Below are 16,299 nucleotides of genomic sequence, written 5' to 3' on the forward strand. Positions count from 1 at the left end.
GGCGGGTACGGCGTGGGAGCGCTATCTCCGGTAGGTTGCAGCGCGTGGAGGAGATCGACCGCGCGATCGTGGCCGCGCTGACCGGGGACGGTCGCCTGTCGTACACGGATCTGGCCGAGCGGGTGGGCCTGTCGGTGTCCGCGGTGCACCAGCGGGTCCGCCGGCTGGAGCAGCGCGGCGTGATCAAGGGGTACGCCGCCCGCGTGTCGTTCGAGGCGCTGGAGCTGCCGTTGACCGCCTTCGTGGCGATCCGGCCGTTCGACCCGTCGCAGCCCGACGACGCGCCGGAGCGGCTGGCCCACCTGCCCGAGATCGATTCCTGCTACTCGGTCGCGGGGGAGGATTTCTACCTCCTGCTGGTGCGGGTGGCCGGCCCGGCCGACCTGGAACGGCTGCTGCAGGAGATCCGCATCGCTGCTAACGTCACCACCCGCACCACAGTGGTGCTGTCCACGCCCTACGAGAACCGGCCGCCGAAGATCAGTGGCGAGCTGCCTGGTCGGGGCCGTTCCCGGTCGTCGTCGGAGCCGGCAGGTTCCACCGCTGGATGACCCGCCGGCCGTGCTCATGACCGAGCACGCTGAGCGTGGCGGTGTCCAGCCGCAGCAGCCCGCCGGCCGACGGCGGCAGCCCGATCCAGCGTGCCCCGAGCACCCGCAGGCTGTGGCCGTGCCCGACCAGCGCGACGGTGCCGTGTTCCAGCAGCGGGGTGACCCGGTCCAGCACGCGGTCGAGGCGGGCGCCGACGGCCTCCGGTGACTCCCCGCCGGGGCCGCCGTCGGTCCAGATGCTCCAGCCCGGTCGTTCCTGCTGGATGGCCGCGGTGGTGCGGCCCTCGTACTCGCCGTAGTTCCACTCGGCCAGCTCGGGGTCGGTGGCGTCGACGGTGAGCCCGGCCAGCAGCGCGGTGCGGGTGGCCCGTTGCCGGGGGCTGGACAGCACCCGTGCGAAGCGCCGGCCGGCGAGCAGGGGAGCGAGCGCGCGGGCCTGCCGCTCGCCGTCGGCGGTCAGCTCCAGATCGGTGTACGAGGTGTGCCGGTGGCTGGCGCTCCAGGTGGTCTCGCCGTGCCGTACCAGCAGGATCTCGTTCATCGGCTCAGTCAACCACGCGGGCACCCGACCCGCCCGGCGCCCGCCTACACCCTATTGTCCTAGGATGCCTTAGCAGTGGTGTGCCCTCGCACGTGTTTGCGACCCAACGCACCGGGGACGCGACGAGGGAACGCGCAGCCCAGACGAGGAGGGCGACATGAGCTTCACCGACAAGGCGAAGAACAAGGCCCAGGAGATGAGCGGCATGGCCAAGGAGCGCATCGGCGACGTGACCGACAACGAGCGGTTGCGGGCTGAGGGCGCCAGCGAGCAGAGCACGGCGCGCGCCAAGCAGGCCGGGGAGAACGTGAAGCAGGCCGGCCGCGACGTCAAGGACGCGTTCGAGAAGTGACGACTGACGAAGGCGGGCCACCGGAGTGCCGGTGGCCCGCCTTCGGGTGTGTGTCGACGCGGATCAGTCGTCGCGGTGGGCGTGCCACCAGGACTGGCCGGCCTCGGGCAGCGTGTCGATCGGGTCGTAGTAGGCGTAGCGCTTGTTGAGCGCCTCCAGGTCGGCGGACTCGATCGAGGTGCGGTAGTTCTTCGTCCAGTAGGAGATGCCGCGCTCACGGTCGTAGTCGGTGAGCATGTGCACCCAGCGCTTGCCGACGAAGGGCACGTCGCAGACGATGCGCGGGGTGGCGTAGCCGGGCAGGTAGCCCATGATGTCGTGCTGGAGCTGCTGGGCGTGCCAGACCGGGACCCGCCAGTGCTCGGCGTTGGGGATCATGTCGCACATGTAGAAGTAGTACGGCAGGATGCCCGTCTCGCCCTGGAGCGCGAAGCAGAGGTCGAGCAGGTCGGCGTTGGTGGCGTTGACGCCGCGCATCAGCACGCCCTGGTTGCGGACGTCGCGGACGCCGACGTCGAGGGCGGTCTGGGCGGCCCTGGCGACCAGCGGGGTCAGCGACTGGGCGTGGTTGACGTGGGTGTGGATGGCGAGGTTGACGCCGCGTCGGGCGGCGGTGCGGGCGACGCGTTCGAGGCCCTCCACGACGTCGGGCTGGAGCCAGTGCTGGGGCAGGCCCATCAGGGCCTTGGTGGCGAGCCGGATGTCGCGGATGGTTTCGATCTCCAGCAGGCGCATGAGGTAGGACTCAAGGTTGCGCCAGGGCACGTTGGCGACGTCGCCGCCGGAGACGACCACGTCGCGTACGCCGGGGTGGGCCTTGAGGTAGGCGATGTGGGCGTCGTAGCGGTCGACGGGCTTGAGCGTCAGCTTGAGCTTGTCGACGGCGGGGGTGGAGTTGCCGACGAGGTCCATGCGGGTGCAGTGGCCGCAGTACTGCGGGCAGGTGGAGAGCAGCTCGGCGAGGACCTTGGTGGGGTAGCGGTGGGTGAGACCTTCGGCGACCCACATGTCGTGCTCGTGGAGGCTGTCGCGGCTGGCGTAGGGGTGTGAGGGCCAGTCGGTGCGCCGGTCGGAGGCGACCGGGATCATGTAGCGGCGGATCGGGTCGGCGAGCAGCGCCTCGGTGGTCATGGGCGCGAACGGCACCATCGTGTTGATCATTTGTGGCGGCACCAGCATGGACATGGTGGCCAGGGCCTTCTGGTCCGCTTCGAGGTCGGCGTAGAAGGTCTCGTCGACGGTGTCGCCGAGGACGGCGCGGAGCTGCTTGATGTTCTTGACGCAGTTGACGCGCTGCCACTGGGCGTTCTCCCACTGTTCGCGGGTGACGTGGTGCCAGCCGGGGAAGCGGGTCCAGTCGGGCTCGACCAGGGGGGCGCGCCGGTATTCGTAGGGCTGTCCGGCGGTGGGGACGGCGACCGGCGTGGAGCGGGGCGTCGGGATGGTCTCCACCGGTTGGGTCTGGGTCACGGCCCCTCCTCGTCTGCGGTGCGGGTTGATCAACCTTGCGAAGGCTACTGGAAAATCTGCGGTGAAGAAATTAGTCTGCCGTAAGTTTTCCCGCGACGCGAACCCCACCCCGGGGTTCGGGCGGCTGAACGTAGGGGGTCGGCGTGACGTCACCGGTGGGTCTGCACCGAGTCGTGGAACCGGCGGGGGTGCTGCCGCAGGCGGCCTGGCGGCTGGACGCCGACCCGCGGATCGCGGCGAACGAGGTGCGGATCCGGGTGGAGCGGCTGAACCTGGACGCGGCGAGTTTCCGGCAGTTGGCGGAGAAGCACGGCGGGGACGGCGAGAAGGTCCGCGCCGAGGTGCTGGAGATCATCTCGACCCGGGGGAAGATGCAGAACCCGGTGACCGGGTCGGGCGGGATGCTGATCGGCACGGTGGAGGAGGCGGGCCGCCGGTCCCCGCTGGGGCTGCGCGCGGGCGACCGGGTGGCCACGCTGGTGTCGTTGACGCTGACGCCGTTGACGATCTCCGACGGCCTGGAACGGTGGGACGGGCGCAGCGAGCAGGTGCCGTGTGACGGGTACGCGATCCTGTTCGCCCGGTCGATCGCCGCGGTGTTGCCGGCGGATCTGCATCCGGAGCTGTCCCTGGCCGTGCTGGACGTGTGCGGGGCGCCGGCGTTGACGGCGCGGGTGGTGGCCGAGCAAGTGGCGCGGCGGGCCCGGGAGGGTGACGCGCGTCCGGTGTCGGTGGCGGTGATCGGTGGGGCCGGTAAGAGCGGGTCGTTGTCCCTGGCGGCGGCGCGGCGCGCGGGCGCGGGTCGTACGGTCGGGGTGGTGCCGGTGGCGGCGGAGCGGGACGCGCTGACGGCGGCCGGGTTGGCCGACGCGGTGGCGCTGGCGGACGCGCGGGATCCGGTGGGGTTGTCGTCGGCGGTGACCACGGCGTTGGGGGTGCCGGCGGACGTGACGGTGGTGTGCGTGGACGTGCCGGGGTGTGAGCACGGCGCGGTGTTGGCCACGGCGGACGGCGGGACGGTGATCTTCTTCTCGATGGCGACGAGTTTCGCGGCGGCGGCGTTGGGGGCGGAGGGGCTGGCGGCGGACGTGACGATGCTGGTGGGGAACGGGTTCGTGCCGGGGCACGCGGAGCTGGCGTTGGAGTTGTTGCGGGCCGAGCCGGGGGTCCGTGGTCTGTTCGAGGCGCGGCTGGCGGCAGACTGAGGTCATGACGAATCCCTCGACGCTGTACCGCGGTGGAGTGTTGCATTGTCCGGCCGAGCCGAGCGCGACGGCGTTGTTGGTGCGGGACGGGCGGATCGCCTGGTTGGGTGCGGACGCGGAGGCGCCGTCCGCGGACCGGGTGGTGGAGTTGGACGGCGCGTTGGTGACGCCGGCGTTCGTGGACGCGCACGTGCACGCGACGGATACCGGTCTGGCGTTGTCGGGGCTGGATCTGTCGGGGGTGCGGTCGGCCGGGGAGCTGTTGGACGCGGTGTCGGCGTTCGCGGTGGGGTTGCCGGGTGACGCGGTGGTGTTGGGGCACGGTTGGGACGAGTCGACGTGGGTGACGCCGGTGGTGCCGGACGCGGCGGCGGTGGATCGGGCGGCGGGTGGGCGGCGGGTGTATCTGTCGCAGGCGTCGATCCATTCGGCGTTGGTGTCGGCGGCGTTGCTGGCGGCGTGTCCGGAGGTGTCGTCGGTGGCGGGGTACGACCCGTCGGGTTGGTTGCGGCGGGACGCTCATCATGTGGTGCGGGCGGCGGCGTTCGGGTCGGTGACGCGGGCGCAGCGGGTGGCGGCGCAGCGGCGGGCGTTGGGGCATGCGGCGTCGTTGGGTATCGCGGCGGTGCACGAGTGCGGTGGTCCGGGCATTTCGGATGAGGAGGACTTCACCGGTTTGTTGGGCATCTCGGGGGCGGGGGTGCCGGAGGTGTACGGGTACTGGGGTGAGTTGCTGGGTGCGGCGAAGGCCCGGGAGTTGGGTGCGGTGGGCGCCGGTGGGGATCTGTTCGCGGACGGGGCGTTGGGGTCGCGGACGGCGCACGTGTCGGCGGCGTACCTGGACGGGGAGCCGGGGGCGTGTGGGCACGGGTACGTGTCGGCGGAGCAGGTTCGTGATCATTTGTTGGACTGTGCGGCGCACGGGATGCAGGGCGGGTTCCACGCGATCGGGGACGCGGCGATCGGCACGGTGTTGGCGGGGTTCGCGGCGGCGGCGGAGAAGGTGGGCACGGAGCGGTTGCGGGCGGCGCGGCACCGGGTGGAGCACGCGGAGATCATGAGTAAGCGGTTGATCGCCGGGTTCGTGGAGTTCGGGATCGTGGCGTCGATGCAGCCGGCGTTCGACAGGTTGTGGGGTGGCGCGGGTCGGATGTATGAGTCGCGGTTGGGTTTGTCCCGGTCGTTGGAGTCGAATCCGATGGGTGCGATGCACGGGGTGGGGGTGGCGTTGGCGTTCGGTTCGGATTCGCCGGTGACGCCGTTGGATCCGTGGGGTTCGGTGCGGGCGGCGGCGGCGCATCACAATCCGTCGCAGCGGATGAGTGTGCGGGCGGCGTTCGCGGCGCACACCCGTGGCGGGTGGCGGGCGGTGCATCTGGACAGCGAGGGGGTGCTGGCGTTGGGGGCGCCGGCGACGTTCGCGGTGTGGGATGCGCCGGCCGGGGTGGACCGGGGGTTGCCGGTGGTGTTGGCGGCGGATCCGGAGTTGCGGGGGCCGGATGATCCGACGCCGCTGCCGGTGTGTCGGGCGACGGTGTTGCGCGGTGACGTGATCTATCAGGAAGGGTCTTCGTGACAGGGAAGCTTGGGCTGGATCCGGTGCTGGTGTCGCGGGCGCGGGAGTTGGCGCGTCGGGCGGGGCAGCCGGTGGTGGATCTGGCGCGCAGCCACACCACGGTGTCGGTGGAGCGGGCGGTGCTGCGGCTGGCCGGGGTGTCGGGCGCGGACCCGGACGGTATTCCGTGGGTGAACCGTCTGGTGGACGCGGTGGTGGCGGATGTGGGTCTGGGCCACGGGGTGGCGGTGCCGGTGTTCGACGCGTTGGCGCGGGAGGGCGTCTCGGATGTGACGTTGCTGGCGCAGAAGGCGGCGGCGGGGTCGGTGCGGTTCGGGGTGCCGTCGGGCAAGGCGGCGACGGCGGCGCGGCGGGCGGCCCGGAAGGCGGTCGCGGCGGGGGTCCGGCAGATCGACCGGCGGCGCGCGGAGCGGGACCGGTTGGTGAAGCGGCACGGGGATCCGAAGCAGCGGCCGTGGATCTATCTGATCGTGGCGACGGGGGACATCTACGAGGACATTCCGCAGGCGCAGGCGGCGGCGCGGGCGGGCGCGGACGTGATCGCGGTGATCCGGTCGACGGGGCAGTCGTTGTTGGACTACGTGCCGGAGGGGGCGACCCGGGAGGGGTTCGCGGGTACGTACGCGACGCAGGAGAACTTCCGGTTGATGCGGGCGGCGTTGGACGAGACGTCGCGGGAGTTGGGCCGGTACGTGCGGTTGACGAACTACGCGTCGGGGTTGTGCATGCCGGAGATGGCCACGCTCGCGGGCCTGGAGCGGCTGGACATGATGCTCAACGACTCGATGTACGGGATTCTGTTCCGGGACATCAACCCGATCCGGACGTTCGTGGATCAGCGGTTCTCGCGGCAGGTGCACGCGCGGGCGGGGATCATCATCAACACCGGTGAGGACAACTACCTGACCACTGCGGATGCGGTGGACGAGGCGCACACGGTGACGGTGTCGCAATTGCTCAACGAGTTCTTCGCGCACGAGGCGGGGTTGTCGGACGGGTTGTTGGGGCTGGGGCACGCGTTCGAGATCAATCCGGATGTGCCGGAGTCGTTCCGGTTGGAGTTGGCGCACGCCTTGTTGGCGCGGGAGTTGTTCCCGGACGCGCCGTTGAAGTGGATGCCGCCGACGAAGCACATGACCGGGGACGTGTTCCGGGGGAACCTGTTGGACGGGTTCTTCAACCTGGTCGGGACCATGACGGGGCAGGGCATTCTGCTGGTGGGGATGATGACGGAGGCGGTGGTGACGCCGTGGCTGTCGGACCGGGACGTCGCGTTGCAGAACGTGCGGTACGTGTTGGGCGCGGCGGGTGGGTTGCACGAGGATTTCGTGCCGGCGCCGGGCGGGTTCATCCAGCAGCGGGCGCATCGGGTGTTGGGTGAGGCGGTGGAGTTGTTGGAGCGGATCGGGGAGCAGTCGTTGTTGACGGCGATCGCCGAGGGCACGTTCGGGATCATGAAGCGGCCGGCGGACCGGGGCAAGGGCCTGGACGGTGTGGCGCGGCACGAGGGTGACTACTTCAACCCGGCGACGGAGATCCTGGAGCAGCCGGCATGAGCGAGCGCGGGAAGTCGGTGGTGCGGCCGTACGGGGACACCACGGGTGACGGCATGGTGCAGGTGTCGTTCACGTTGCCGGTGCCGCACGACAAGCGGGCCGAGGGCGCGGCGGTGCAGTTGGCGAACAGGATGGGCATGGATCCGGCGATGCTGGTGCACGCCAAGCCGATCGGGGACGGGTTCACGTTCTTCGTGGTGTATGGGCGGGTGAACCATCTGGTCGACCTGGAGAAGGTGCAGGTGGTGGAGCGGGACTTTCCGCTGCTGTCGGCCAAGGAGGTCAACGCGGTGGTGAAGCAGCGGATGCGTCGTAAGTTGTCGGTGGTGGGGGCATGTATCGGCACGGACGCGCACACGGTGGGCATCGACGCGATCCTGAACGTGAAGGGCATCGCCGGGGAGAAGGGCCTGGAGTACTACCGGGAGTTGCGGGTCAGCAACCTGGGCGCGCAGGTGAGTGTGCCGGAGCTGGTCGAGGCGGCCCGGAAGGAGAAGGCGGACGCGGTGCTGGTGTCGCAGGTGGTGACGCAGCGTGACGCGCATCTGCACAACACGCGGGAGATGTCGGCGGCGTTCCGGGAGGCGATGCCGGCCGGGAAGCGGCCCTTGCTGATCGTGGGTGGGCCGCGTTTCGACGAGACGATGACCGGCGAGTTGGGCGTGGACCGGATCTTCGGTCGCGGGACGACTCCGGGCGAGGTGGCCAGTTACCTCGTGCACGCGTTGATCACTTCCAGGAGGGCGAGCAGTTGAGTGAGCAGGATCCCCGGGTGGGGTTGAGCGTCACGCACCGCCGGTATGTGCCGTACTCGCACGCCCACTACGCCGGGAACCTGGTGGACGGGGCGTACGCGTTGGGGTTGTTCGGGGACGTGGCGACCGAGGTGTGCATTCGTACCGACGGCGACGAGGGGCTGTTCGCGTCCTATTCCGACGTGCAGTTCCGGGCGCCGATGAAGGCTGGTGACGTGCTGGAGGTGACGGCGACGGTGACCCGGGTGGGCACCCGCAGCCGCACCATCGACTTCGAGGCGCGGGTGGTGTGTCGGGGGCGACCGGATCGGGGGGAGTCGGCCGCCGAGGTGCTCGCCGAGCCGGTCGTGGCGGTCACCGCCACCGGCACGGTGGTCGTCCCTCCTGCGGCGTGAGCACGGTTGTGCGGCGCCGGGAGTCGCTGACGAAGGGCGGCGGCGCGTGAGCCTCGTCGTCTGCGCCGATGTCGGGTCGACGTACACGAAGGCCGCGGTGGTGGATCTCGACGGTGGTCGGCTGGTCGGCGCGGCGGCCGCGCCGACCACGGTGGGCACCGACGTGTTGCACGGTCTGGACGCGGCGGTGGGCGCCGCCACCGCGGGGCTGGCCGGTGGGGACGTGCCCTGGTATGTGTGTTCGTCGGCGGGGGGTGGGCTGCGGCTGGCCGTGGTCGGCTACGAGCCGTTGGTGACGGCGCAGGCGGGCCGGCGGGTCGGGTTGTCCGCCGGGGCGAACGTGGTGCACGTGGCAGCCGGGCGGCTCGGGCGGGCCGAGCTGGCGGCGTTGCGCGCGGCCCGGCCCGACGTGGTGTTGCTCGTCGGCGGCACGGACGGCGGTGACGCGGACACCCTCACCCACAACGCGACGCGGTTGGCGCGGGCGCGTTGGCGGGTGCCGGTGGTGCTCGCCGGCAACGTCGACGTGCGGGGCGAGCTGGGTGCGTCGTTGTCCGCGGCGGGGGTGCCGGTGACCGTCGCGGACAACGTGTTGCCGCGGATCGGGGTGCTGACGCCCGGTCCGGCCCGCGCGGCGATCCGGGAGGTGTTCCTGCGGCACGTCATCGGTGGTAAGAAGTTGTCCCGTGGTGGTCGTTTCGCCCGGTTGGTGCGGGCGGCCACCCCGGATGCGGTGCTCACCGGGGTGGAGGTTCTCGCCGACGCGCTCGGCGGGGACCTGGCCGTCGTCGACGTCGGTGGCGCCACCACCGACGTCTATTCGGTGCTCACGCCCGACGAGCGGGACAGCGGACCGGGCCAGGAGGTCGCCGGCACGCTGTGGCGGGCCCGCACCGTCGAGGGGGACCTGGGGATGCGGTGGAGCGCCCCGGGTGTGGTGCGGGCCGCCGCCGAGGAGCGGCTGCTCGCGGTGGGGGAGGTCGACGGCCTGGCGGCTGCGGCGGCGGTGCGGGCCGCGGATCCCGGGTTCCTGCCCGCCGACGACGCCGATCGGGCCGTGGAGCGGCGGATCGCCGGGCTCGCCGCGACGGTGGCGTTGCGGCGGCATGCCCGGGGCGCGGCGACCGGTGAACGCGCCGGCCGGGATCTGCGGGACGTGCGGGTGATGGTGGGCTCCGGTGGGGTGTTGCGGCACGCCGCGCCGGTCGACGCCGCCGGTGTGCTGGCGGCGGTGCTCGGTGACCACGCCGGTGGGTGGCCGCTGCCGCGGGCGGCGCGCGCCGTCGTCGACGTCGACTACGTGCTGGCCGCCGGTGGGCTGCTCGCCGCTGATCATCCGGGTGCGGCGGTGGCCCTGTTGCGTCGGCATCTGGCCGGCTGAGCGCTGCGCCGGCGGGCCCGGTCGGCTGTCGGCGTATCGAGACGCGCCGACGCGACACGCCGTGGCGCAACACACGACAGGCCGGGGTGGGTTGACAGCGGCGGGGGTGCACGCCGTACCGTCTTTGAGTCCTACCACGGGAAGCGGCTGTTGTTCGTTTCGTCCTCTCGTCCGCTGGCCGAGTGACCGGAAGGTTGCGGCGGCCAGGTCCAGCGGGCGGGGGTCGGCGGGGCGGCGCGAACCGGTCGCGGTTACCGGTGTACGGGCAGGGTGAGAGGAACGGCCAGTAGACAACGGCCAGGCGGGGGCAGCCAGTCCACGTCCGGTCGGTCCGAAGGTCGGTGCCGATCGTCCTCGCCCCACCGGCCGGGGAGGGCCTGGGAGCATCGGGGCGCGGCTTGGGCCGCGCCCCGATTTCCGTCGCCGGGGCACCTACGGGCGCCTCGACGCGGCGGCCGGGTAGCCTTCGGCCCGTGATCGTGGTGAGGTGCCGGTGACGACGCTCGACCGGGAACAGCCGCGTGCCGCCGACGGGGCACGCCACCCGGGCGCCGTGGGGCGTCCGCTGCCGCTGAGGCTGGCCGTGCCGGCCGCGGTGTCGGCCGGGCTGGCGTTGCTGGTGGCGTTCCCGCCGTACGGGCTGTGGCCCCTCGCGCCGGTCGGGGTGGCGTTGCTGGCCGCCGCGGCGCACCGGCGGCGGCTGCGTGCCGGCGCCGGGTTGGGTTTCCTGGCCGGGGTGGCGTTGTTCGCGCCGCTGCTGGAATGGACGAACCTGCACACCGGCTGGCTGCCGTGGGCGCTGTTGTCGCTGTTGCAGGCCGGCTACCTGGCGCTGCTGGGCGCCGCGACGGCCTGGGTGTCGCCGCTGGCGGACCGGTGGCGGGTGGGGTGGCCGCTGCTGACCGGGGTGCTGTGGGTGGGGCAGGAGGCGCTGCGCGACCGCACGCCGTTCGGTGGGTTCCCGTGGGGGCGGTTGGCGTTCAGCCAGGACACGTCGCCGCTGCTGCGGCTCGCCGCGCTCGGCGGCGCGCCGCTCGTCACGTTCGCCGTGGCGTTCGCCGGTGGGCTGCTGCTGGCCGTGGCGTGGCGGGACTGGCGCCGTCCGGCGGGGCGGTGGCGGCCGGTCGCCGCGCTGACCGCCGTGCTGGTGGCGTTGCTGGCCGTCGGGGCGGCCGTCCCGGTCGGGGTACGCGGCGGCGGGAACACCGTCACCGTGGCGATCGTGCAGGGCAACGTGCCGCGTCTCGGGCTGGACTTCAACGCCCAGCGGCAGGCGGTGCTCAACAACCACGTCGACGCCACCGTCGAGTTGGCCGGGCGGGTGGGTCGCGGCGAGGCGCAGCGTCCCGACCTGGTGGTGTGGCCGGAGAACTCCAGCGACATCGACCCGCTGCGTAACCCGGGCGCCGGTTACCGCATCTCGCAGGCCGCCGACGCGATCGGCGCGCCGATCCTGGTCGGCGCCGTGCTGCTGGGTCCCGGCCCCGGTCAGGTCCGCAACGCCGGCCTGCTGTGGCGGCCCGGCAGCGGCCCCGACCTGGGCCAGGTGTACACGAAGCGGCATCCGGTGCCGTTCGCCGAGTACGTGCCGCTGCGGGCGATCGCCCGGAAGGTCAGCGCCGAGGTCGACCGGGTGCGGTCCGATTTCGTCCCCGGTGACCGGCCGGGGGTGCTCGACGCCGGGGTGGCCACGCTCGGCGACGTGATCTGTTTCGAGGTCGCCTACGACGGCATCGTGCGGGACACCGTCACCGGCGGCGCGCAACTGCTGGTGGTGCAGACCAACAACGCCACGTTCGACGTGGCGGAGGCCCGCCAGCAGTTGGCGATGGTGCGGTTGCGGGCCGTCGAGCACGGCCGTGCCGCGTTGATGGCCTCCACGGTGGGGGTGTCCGGGTTCGTTTCCCCGGACGGGCGGGTAGACGGTGCCACCGGGTTCAACACCGCCGAGGTCGTGGTGCGGCAGATGCGACTCGGGGACGGGCGTACCCCGGCCACCGTGGTCGGGGCGTGGCCGGAGGCGGCGTTCGCGGCGTTCGCGGTCGCGGCCCTGCTCGGTGCGGCCGTGGCGCGTCGACGCCGGGAGGTCGTCCCCGGCTGAGCCGAGGAGAGGCGGTACGACGGTGGGTGCGCAAGCCGGCCATCCCGGGGTGGGGCGGGTCCTGGTGGTCATCCCCACCTACAACGAGGCGGACAACGTGCGGCGGATCGTCGCCCGGGTCCGCGCGGCGGCGCCCGCGGTGGACGTGCTCGTCGCCGACGACAACAGCCCCGACGGCACCGGCGGCATCGCGGAGGCGATCTGCGGCGTCGATCCGCAGGTGCACGTGCTGCACCGGCCCGGCAAGGACGGTCTCGGCGCGGCCTACCTGGCCGGGTTCGGGTGGGCGCGGGAGCGCGGCTACGACGCGGTGGTGGAGATGGACGCCGACGGGTCGCACGCCCCGGAGGACCTGCCGGCGTTGCTGGCCGCCGCCCGCGACGCCGACGTGGTGATCGGCTCGCGGTGGACGCGCGGCGCGCGGGTGGTGAACTGGCCGTGGCGGCGGCTGCTGTTGTCGCGGGTCGGCAACCTGTACGCGCGGGTGGCGTTGGGCATGCCGGTCAGCGACGCCACCGGCGGTTACCGGGTGTACCGCTCGGCGGTGCTGGACGCCATCGACCTGGGGTCGGTGCGGTCGCAGGGGTACGCGTTCCAGGTGGAGTTGTCCCGGCTGGCGCACCGCGCCGGGGTGCGCATCGTGGAGGTGCCGATCACGTTCGCCGAGCGGGAACACGGCGACAGCAAGATGAGTCCGATGATCGTGGCGGAGGCGTTGTGGCGGGTCACCCGGTGGGGGGTGCGGGACCGTCGGGCGGCGGTGCGGGGCCGCCCGGACGCGTTGGCCCGGTGGCCGTGAGCGGGGGCGTGTCATGCTGGAGGGGCGTGACGACACTTGCGGCCGATGAGGTGAGATGCGCCGAGGACTGAAATTCGTACCGTTGGCTCTGCTGCTGCTGACGTTGCTGGAGCTGGCCGTTTTCGTCCTGGTCGGGCGGGCCGTCGGGTTCGGCGCGGCGCTGCTGCTGGTGTTCGCGGCGTCGCTGCTGGGTCTGGTGCTGCTGCGCCGGGAGGGCATGCGGGCGTGGCGGCGGTTCCGGGCGGCCGCGCAGGCCGGTCAGCCGCCGGGGCCGCAGGTGACCGACGGCCTGGTGGGGTTGGCGGGTGCGCTGTTGTTGGCGTTGCCGGGGCTGGTCAGCGGCCTGGTGGGGCTGCTGCTGCTGGTGCCGCCGCTGCGGCGCCTCGCCGGTGGTGGGGTGCGCCGTAGCGCGGAGCGGCGGGTGTCGTCGATGGTCGCCGGTGACCTGTTCGGTCCGCGTCGGGTGCGGGTGTACCCGGGTGCGCCGCAGCCCGCGCCGTCGCCGCAGTCGCCGCCGGCCGGGCAGTCGCCGCGGCCGGGACCGGCCATCGAGGGTGAGATCGTGGACCGCTGAGAACGGCCCAGACGTGACGAAACGCCCCCGGGGAGGTGATCCCCGGGGGCGTTTCGACGTTGTCGGTGCTCAGGCGCGCCCGCGGCGGGTGCGGACCTCCTGGAGCCGCTCGGCGAGGATGTCCTCCAGCTCGGCGATGGAGCGCCGCTCCAGCAGCATGTCCCAGTGGGTGCGCGGCGGCTTGGCCTTCTTCTGCTCCGGCTCGTTGCCGTCGACCAGCCGGGCGACGCTGCCGTCGAACTTGCACTCCCAGGTCGTGGGGACCTCCGCGTCGACGGCGAACGGCACCTCGAACTGGTGGCCCTTGGCGCACAGGTACTCGCGGGTCTGACGCGGCGCGAGCTCCGTGTTGCGGTCGGATTCGTAGCTGACCGCGCCCAGCCGGCTACCGCGCAGCATACGCTCGCCCATGATCGACTTCCCCTCGTTCGTGGTGCTGGTCCTCAGGTGTAACGGCCGGTCACCGCCCGCCCATTCCCCACCCGCGTCGGTCGGGCCGTCCGCGGGTCGGGAACGTCAAGGGTAACCGGCCGGGGCAGCCGCCCGAATCGGCTGGAGTGTTTCGCCCGTCACCGGGGATGTTACCCACCACGCGTGCCGGAGGTGACGATGAGCAGTGACGCGCAGGTCGGGGCCCGACCGCCCGCGGGTCGGACCTTCTTCGGTCACCCGCGGGCGCTGTCCACCCTCTTCCTCACCGAGATGTGGGAGCGGTTCAGTTTCTACGGCATGCGGGCCATCCTGGTGCTGTACCTGACCGCGACGGTCGCCGACGGCGGTCTCGGCATCGGCGAGTCCACCGCCAACGCCGTGTACGGCACGTACAACGCGATGGTCTACCTGATGGCGCTGCCCGGCGGCTGGGTCGCCGACCGGCTGCTCGGGGCGCGGCGCAGCGTGCTGTGGGGCGGCGTGGTGATCGCTGCCGGTCACTACGTGATGGCGGTGCCCACCGGGTGGAGCGTGTTCGCCGGCATGGCGTTGATCGTGCTCGGCACCGGCCTGCTCAAACCCAACATCTCCACCATGGTCGGTGACCTGTACGAGCGGGACTCGCCGCGCCGCGACGCCGGCTTCTCGATCTTCTACATGGGCATCAACCTGGGCGCGTTCATCGCGCCGCTGGTCACCGGCTTCCTCGGCGAGAAGATCAACTGGCATCTGGGGTTCGGCGCGGCCGCGGTCGGCATGACCTTCGGCGTGGCGCAGTACGTGCTCGGCCGCCGTAACCTGGGCGACGCCGGCGCCCGCCCCGCCGACCCGCTGCTCGGCGCCGACCGGCGGCGGGCGCTGACCCGCGCCGGCGCGGTCACCGCCGTGCTGCTGGTGGTCCTGCTGGGGTTGCTGCTGACCGGCTGGTTCACCGTGAACACGGTGGTCAACCTGCTCACCGCGGTGACCGTGCTGGTGACCGTCGGCTACTTCGCGCGGATCCTCACCGACCGGGAGATCAGCGGCACGGAACGCCGCCGGATGAAGGCGTACGTGTGGCTGTTCGTGTTCGCCGCCGCGTTCTGGCTGATCTACGACCAGGCCGGCTCGGTGCTGAACATCTTCGCCGCCGACCGCACCGACCGCGACGTGGCCGGGTTCACGTTCCCGGCGTCCTGGCTCCAGTCGGTCAACCCGATCCTGATCATCATCGGCGCGCCGTTGGCCGCCTGGCTGTGGCTGCGTCTGGGCCACCGGGTGTCGACGCCGACGAAGTTCGCCGTCGGCCTGGTCCTCAACGGCCTGTCGTTCGTGCTGATGGCCGCCGCCGCGCAGGCCGCCGTCGGCGGCGACCTGGTCTCCCCGTGGTGGCTGGTCGCGGTGTACGCGATCCAGGTCGCCGGCGAGCTGTCGCTGAGCCCGGTGGGCCTGTCGGCCACCACGAAACTGGCCCCGGTGAAGTACGCCAGCCAGATGCTGGGCCTGTGGTTCCTCGCCACCGCCGTCGGCGACGCGATCGGCGGTCAGGTCGCCCGGCTGGCGCAGAACTGGTCGCAGTCGGCGTACTTCCTGACGTTCGGGCTGGCGTCGGTGCTGCTGGGGGTGGCCGCGGTGATGTTCACCCGGCAGATCCGCGGCCTGATGGCCGGCATCCACTGACCGGCGACCCCGAGCCGGCTCAGCGCCGGACGACTCACGCCGCCGGTGTGGGCGGCAACGGCAGCGGCAGGCCGGGCAGCCCGTCGATGCTGGTCGCGACGTGCTCCTTGCCGGCGAAGTACGCCGACAGCGACGCGTCGTCCTCCCGGGCGAACCGCCGCCCGTGCAGGTCCCGGTCGGTGTCGTAGCTCATCAGCGGCACCGCGTAGCCGCAGGTGTCGCGGATCAGCTCGGCGCGCACCACGATCACCGCCCGCAGGCCGTGCGGGCCCGGGTCGATGTCGGGAAAGTGCCGCAGCAGGTCGGGCCAGCGCGGGTCGTCGCGGAACACCGGCTCGCCGCGCCCGTGCACCCGCACGATGTTCGGCGGGCCGGCGAACGCGCACCACATCAGCGTGACCCGGCCGTTCTCCCGCAGGTGCGCGATGGTCTCGGCGTTGCTGCCGGCAAAGTCCAGATAGGCCACCGTGTGCGCGTCGAGCACCGCCAGGGCGCCGCGCAGCCCCTTGGGTGACAGGTTGACGGTGCCGTCGCCGGACAACGGGGCGGTCGCGACGAAGAACATCGGCTGCGCCTCGATGAACTCCCGCAACCGGCCGTCGATGCGGTCATGCGTCTTTCCCATGCCGTGATCCTCGCCCGGCCGGCCGGTGCCGCGCTGCCCCGTCCCGCTGCGTGGCCGGTCAACCGGCGCCGAGCCGCGCGAGCGGCCCCGGCCGGAACCCGGTCAGGCGGGGCGTCCGAGCCGCGCGAGCGCCCCGGCCAGGTCGCTGACCTGGTCGGCGAGCTGCCCGGCGCGCCGTTCGGCGGCGTCGCGGTCGGTGGTCCACGCCGACCGCGCTCTTGCCCGGGATCGGGCTGAGGATCCGCACGTCCGGCGACTTCACCGCGTACGCGATGTTGCGGGAGAGCTGGGTGATCCGCTCGACCTTGACGCCCGGCCCCAGCTCGA

General features: G+C 72.3%; 16 protein-coding genes and 1 pseudogene. 12 read left to right on the top strand and 5 right to left on the bottom strand.

From position 1 onward, the window contains the following. The first annotated feature begins 44 nt into the window (after window positions 1-44). Window positions 45-551, top strand: a complete 507-nt coding sequence (locus tag C8054_RS11805; protein ID WP_107156813.1) for an Lrp/AsnC family transcriptional regulator — start codon at window positions 45-47, stop codon at window positions 549-551. Here the strand turns inward: C8054_RS11805 and C8054_RS11810 are convergent. Further along, complete coding sequence (locus C8054_RS11810; RefSeq protein WP_107156814.1) at window positions 481-1,092, bottom strand: histidine phosphatase family protein; 612 nt, start codon at window positions 1,090-1,092, stop codon at window positions 481-483. The two genes, C8054_RS11805 and C8054_RS11810, sit on opposite strands and share 71 nt — an antisense overlap. A gap of 157 nt (window positions 1,093-1,249) precedes the next feature. On the opposite strand from C8054_RS11810, the gene C8054_RS11815 reads away from it, so the two are divergent. Continuing rightward, window positions 1,250-1,444, top strand: a complete 195-nt coding sequence (locus C8054_RS11815) for a CsbD family protein (RefSeq protein WP_091057359.1) — start codon at window positions 1,250-1,252, stop codon at window positions 1,442-1,444. Between the two features lie 63 nt (window positions 1,445-1,507). Here C8054_RS11815 and C8054_RS11820 read toward each other — a convergent pair whose 3' ends face one another. Further along, window positions 1,508-2,914 (bottom strand): KamA family radical SAM protein, encoded by a 1,407-nt coding sequence (locus tag C8054_RS11820; RefSeq protein WP_107156815.1) that lies wholly within the window; start codon window positions 2,912-2,914, stop codon window positions 1,508-1,510. Between the two features lie 155 nt (window positions 2,915-3,069). On the opposite strand from C8054_RS11820, the gene C8054_RS11825 reads away from it, so the two are divergent. From C8054_RS11825 to C8054_RS11865, 9 genes are all read left to right on the top strand, one after another. Next, on the top strand, window positions 3,070-4,119 hold the full coding sequence (locus tag C8054_RS11825) for a zinc-binding alcohol dehydrogenase (RefSeq protein WP_199199709.1): 1,050 nt from the start codon (window positions 3,070-3,072) through the stop codon (window positions 4,117-4,119). Window positions 4,120-4,123: 4 nt separating this feature from the next. Continuing rightward, the gene (locus C8054_RS11830) at window positions 4,124-5,695 is read left to right on the top strand and encodes an amidohydrolase (protein ID WP_107156839.1); all 1,572 of its coding nucleotides are present in this window, start codon (window positions 4,124-4,126) and stop codon (window positions 5,693-5,695) included. Further along, on the top strand, window positions 5,692-7,251 hold the full coding sequence (locus C8054_RS11835; protein WP_107156817.1) for a lysine 5,6-aminomutase subunit alpha: 1,560 nt from the start codon (window positions 5,692-5,694) through the stop codon (window positions 7,249-7,251). The genes C8054_RS11830 and C8054_RS11835 overlap by 4 nt, the downstream gene beginning before the upstream one ends. After that, the gene (locus C8054_RS11840; RefSeq protein ID WP_107156818.1) at window positions 7,248-8,006 is read left to right on the top strand and encodes an OAM dimerization domain-containing protein; all 759 of its coding nucleotides are present in this window, start codon (window positions 7,248-7,250) and stop codon (window positions 8,004-8,006) included. The genes C8054_RS11835 and C8054_RS11840 overlap by 4 nt, the downstream gene beginning before the upstream one ends. Continuing rightward, window positions 8,003-8,401: a hotdog domain-containing protein gene (locus C8054_RS11845; RefSeq protein ID WP_107156819.1), complete on the top strand. Its 399-nt coding sequence runs from the start codon at window positions 8,003-8,005 to the stop codon at window positions 8,399-8,401. The genes C8054_RS11840 and C8054_RS11845 overlap by 4 nt, the downstream gene beginning before the upstream one ends. Window positions 8,402-8,447: 46 nt before the next feature. Beyond that, window positions 8,448-9,782, top strand: a complete 1,335-nt coding sequence (locus C8054_RS11850) for a glutamate mutase L (RefSeq protein ID WP_107156820.1) — start codon at window positions 8,448-8,450, stop codon at window positions 9,780-9,782. A gap of 553 nt (window positions 9,783-10,335) precedes the next feature. Then, entirely contained in the window at window positions 10,336-11,883 is a 1,548-nt protein-coding gene (lnt, locus tag C8054_RS11855; RefSeq protein ID WP_233219600.1) for an apolipoprotein N-acyltransferase, read from the top strand. Between the two features lie 22 nt (window positions 11,884-11,905). Beyond that, window positions 11,906-12,682 (top strand): polyprenol monophosphomannose synthase, encoded by a 777-nt coding sequence (locus tag C8054_RS11860; RefSeq protein ID WP_107156821.1) that lies wholly within the window; start codon window positions 11,906-11,908, stop codon window positions 12,680-12,682. A gap of 55 nt (window positions 12,683-12,737) precedes the next feature. Beyond that, the gene (locus C8054_RS11865) at window positions 12,738-13,256 is read left to right on the top strand and encodes an FxsA family protein (protein WP_107156822.1); all 519 of its coding nucleotides are present in this window, start codon (window positions 12,738-12,740) and stop codon (window positions 13,254-13,256) included. Window positions 13,257-13,325: 69 nt separating this feature from the next. Here C8054_RS11865 and C8054_RS11870 read toward each other — a convergent pair whose 3' ends face one another. Continuing rightward, window positions 13,326-13,667 carry an RNA polymerase-binding protein RbpA gene (locus C8054_RS11870; protein WP_007460094.1) on the bottom strand — a complete coding sequence of 114 codons (342 nt, stop codon included), beginning with the start codon at window positions 13,665-13,667 and terminating at the stop codon, window positions 13,326-13,328. A gap of 198 nt (window positions 13,668-13,865) precedes the next feature. Between C8054_RS11870 and C8054_RS11875 the strand changes: the two genes are divergently transcribed. Next, window positions 13,866-15,347, top strand: a complete 1,482-nt coding sequence (locus C8054_RS11875) for a peptide MFS transporter (RefSeq protein ID WP_107156841.1) — start codon at window positions 13,866-13,868, stop codon at window positions 15,345-15,347. 34 nt (window positions 15,348-15,381) lie between these two features. On the opposite strand, the gene C8054_RS11880 is transcribed toward C8054_RS11875, so the two are convergent. Both C8054_RS11880 and C8054_RS33225 read right to left on the bottom strand, forming a co-directional pair. Further along, entirely contained in the window at window positions 15,382-15,972 is a 591-nt protein-coding gene (locus C8054_RS11880; RefSeq protein ID WP_107156823.1) for a pyridoxamine 5'-phosphate oxidase family protein, read from the bottom strand. A gap of 199 nt (window positions 15,973-16,171) precedes the next feature. After that, window positions 16,172-16,299 (bottom strand): annotated as a pseudogene (locus C8054_RS33225) (DNA translocase FtsK); the annotation flags it as partial.

Origin of the sequence: Micromonospora sp. RP3T (genome assembly GCF_003027925.1) — a bacterium.
GTDB lineage: Bacteria > Actinomycetota > Actinomycetes > Mycobacteriales > Micromonosporaceae > Micromonospora.